We start from the raw sequence: 2,888 nt of genomic DNA, 5'->3' as shown, positions 1-2,888 counted from the left end.
GGAACTGGGTGGCGCGGGCATAGCCGGCCTTGTTCAGATCGCCGTCGTAGCTGCCATTGCAGTCGTCGGAAACCGGGTGCTGGCAGGTGCTCCACGTGCCGCCCTTGAACAGCGGAATCTCCATCTGGGTCAGCTCCTCATTGTCGTTCTTGGGCCCGGCAGTTGCGGTTGGTCCCCTCCGCAGGCCCTTCCTCCGGAGCTTCCCGTGGTGGTTCCCGTGGCGCTTCCAGAACCGCCGGGCGGGAGGGGTGACGTTGTCGCAGGTGGTGGTGCTGGCAACGGGCGTTGCGGGGTGCTTGACATCTTTGGCGGTCATCGGTGGTGTGCCTGGCCGCCATCGTCGGTGACCTGGTGCGAGCTGCCAGGGTTGCCGGTCACGTGGGCCTGCCCTGGCAGCTCGAGGTCGGTGCCCAGTTGCTCGTCGAGGGCCGCCAGGTGGGTCCGGGTCAGGTCGATGGCCACCGTCGCGCCGCCGGGGGTGCCCGCCACCAGCTGGCAGCCGCCGTCGGGTCGCGGGGTGCTCCAGTCGATGTAGGCGTCGTCGTCGCTGTCGCCGAGGCGGACGAACTGCTCGGCCCGGGGGTCTTGGGTCAGGGTGTGGTGCAGCTGCTCGCACAGTCGCTGCGCCTGCCCGGCGGTGAGGTCGAGGGTCACGGCGTCGACGCCGTCGCCGACCTCGATCTGGCGGCCGCCGTGCCCGATGGTGGTGCTCCAGTCCAGGTACTCCCCGGTGCCGAGGTACAGCGCGCCCGGCTCGACCTCGGCGCCCTGATCGAGTGCGGCCCCGGCGAAGGTCCGCAGCTTCGTGGCCAGCTCGCGGGCCTGCGCCGCGGTGAGCTGAGAGGTGTAGGGCTGCCAGTAGTCGTCGTCCGGATCCTCGGTGCCCTCCACCCCAGTCACCGCGACCCGGGTCGCGCCGTCGTGGTCGACCAGGTCCATCCACAGCACACCGGTGTCCCCGCCGGACTGGTCCATCGCCGTCGTGGCGACGTGCCGGCGCGTCGAGGGCCCGGCGGTGGGCTGCTTGTCGCGCAGCATGGCCAGGAGGTCCCGCACGCTCACCGGCAGCTCGTCGTCGCCAATCATCACCTTCTCGGCGGCGAGGTCGGCGTCGCCGGCGAGCAGGTGCTCCAGGCGCTGCGCGGCCCGGCCCCACTTGGTGGGCTTGGGCGGGCGGTGCCCGGCCTCGGCGAGGTCCGCCAGCTCGTCGAGGTGCCGCGCGGCAACCTCGGCCTCGGCCGGGTCCAGGTGCGGCGGGGCATAGAGGCCCGGCTTGGCATCCCCGTCTCCGGTGTGCTCGGTGCTGGTGACCGGGTCCCAGCGGCCCGGAGACGTGCCGACCGCGACGTACCGGCCGCCGTCCCACCGGTCGCCGCCGTCGCCGTAGTCCATCAGCGCCAGGGTGGTGCCCGGACCGGCCGCGCTGGCGACCTGGTCGGTGCCGTGGCAGGTGTCCCCGTCGGCGTAGCCGAGCACGTCGGGCGGCCCGGTGATGCTCGTCGACGCGCTCGTGGTGCTCTCGCCCATCACGATCTCCTTACTCGCCAGGGTGCCGCCGACGGTGCCGCCGGCGGCTCGGGCCTGTGCCTCGTACTGCTCGGCCTGCTCTTCGTAGTAGCGGGCCGCGAGGATCTCCCGCGCCGCCTCCGCCTCGGCGTCGCGCGCCGCCAGGGCGTGCTCCTGGGCGACGCCGGGGTCGCGGATCGTGCGCGCCGCCTGCTCGTGGCTCTGCGCCGACTCCTGGTTGGCCTGGGCGTCGCGCCGGTACTGCTCCGCGGCGTCGCGGCAGGCCCGCGCCCGACCCTGCAACGTCTCGGCCTTCTCGACCGTCGCGGCGTAGCGGTTCGCCACTCGCATCGCGTCCTGGTTGACCACGGCGCTCACCGCTTGCCACCGGTGCGGTCGGTGCGGGCCTGGTCAAGTTGGGTCTGCAGGTGCTCGGCGCGGGCCTCGGCGGCCTGGGCGCGGTCGGTGGCGGCCGCCGCCGTGCTCTCGTGTCGGATGGCGTCGGCGCGGGCGACCTGGGTTGCCTGTTCGGCGGCGCGGCGCTCGGTGTGGGCCTGGGCGCGATCGCGCTCGGCGGTGTGGGCGGTGTTGAGCGCCTGGTCCCGCTCGGCCTCGGCGCCCTGGGCGCGTTGCACGGCGTCGGCCATCGCGGTCTCGGCCTCCGCGATGCGGGCCAGGGCGCCGGTCTCGACGTCGCGCACGGCCGGCAGCACCGGCTCCAGCAGGGCGCTCAGGGCAGTCATGGCCGGCACCAGGTCACCGGCTACCGCCCGCCACGCCGTCAGCGGCGCGTCCAGTCCGGTGGCCAGCTCCGCCGCGCGCTGCTCGGCGGCCAGCTCCTTGCACGTCCGGTTACCCGGCTGCCACCTCGTGTCATCTGGCGAGCAGAACTCCTTCGGGCGGCCGAAACCGCTGTAGACCAGCGGTTTGCCGCACTTGCGGTTGCCGCACGCGCGCCCGCGCGGCCCGGACTCCGGCCCCGACGGGGCCGAATCACCGACACTCATCTCAACATCCATGCCAACATCATACACTATTACTTTCGGGAAAGTAAAAGACTTCTGTACTTTTGATAAGTCATATATTCTTGACCTTGGTATTTTGAGAGTGAAGCTTTTCGAAGAGAGGGCAAATTTAAACCCCCTCAGAGCTACGTAGACAGCTCTTGATCTACATGCGAGGGGTTTGGTAAGCACGTGGCTAATCTTGGTGGGAAATTGGCGCTGAGGCTGTTGCCGATCCGGGGAAGTCCCGTTGGAGCCTCGGGTCAGCGGTTTTGGCCTGCCGGCAGGCGTTCCGCGGCCGCCGGCGGCAGGCCGGCGCCGGGCTGGGCCACCTCGGGCCAGTCGCACTCGGGCGCGGCCGCGATGGCGCGGGCGGCG

The 2,888-nt window shown here is 71.6% G+C and carries 2 protein-coding genes; both read right to left on the bottom strand.

The features are described 5' to 3' along the window. Window positions 1-312: 312 nt before the first annotated feature. A complete protein-coding gene (locus JM949_RS35025; RefSeq protein WP_203152351.1) occupies window positions 313-1,884 on the bottom strand; it encodes a hypothetical protein in 1,572 nt (523 codons plus the stop codon). Continuing rightward, window positions 1,881-2,513, bottom strand: a complete 633-nt coding sequence (locus JM949_RS35020; protein ID WP_203152350.1) for a hypothetical protein — start codon at window positions 2,511-2,513, stop codon at window positions 1,881-1,883. The genes JM949_RS35025 and JM949_RS35020 overlap by 4 nt, the downstream gene beginning before the upstream one ends. Window positions 2,514-2,888 lie beyond the last annotated feature (375 nt).

The sequence above is a fragment of the Micromonospora tarensis genome, assembly GCF_016803395.1.
Taxonomy (GTDB): domain Bacteria; phylum Actinomycetota; class Actinomycetes; order Mycobacteriales; family Micromonosporaceae; genus Micromonospora; species Micromonospora tarensis.
Note: the sequence above shows the minus strand (reverse complement) of the source record. Positions and strands in the feature narration are given on the sequence as shown.

Coding starts and splice junctions, on each gene's coding strand:
- JM949_RS35020 (WP_203152350.1), bottom strand. CDS start 2,513: ATGAGTGTCGGTGATTCGGCCCCGTCGGGGCCGGAGTCCGGGCCGCGC.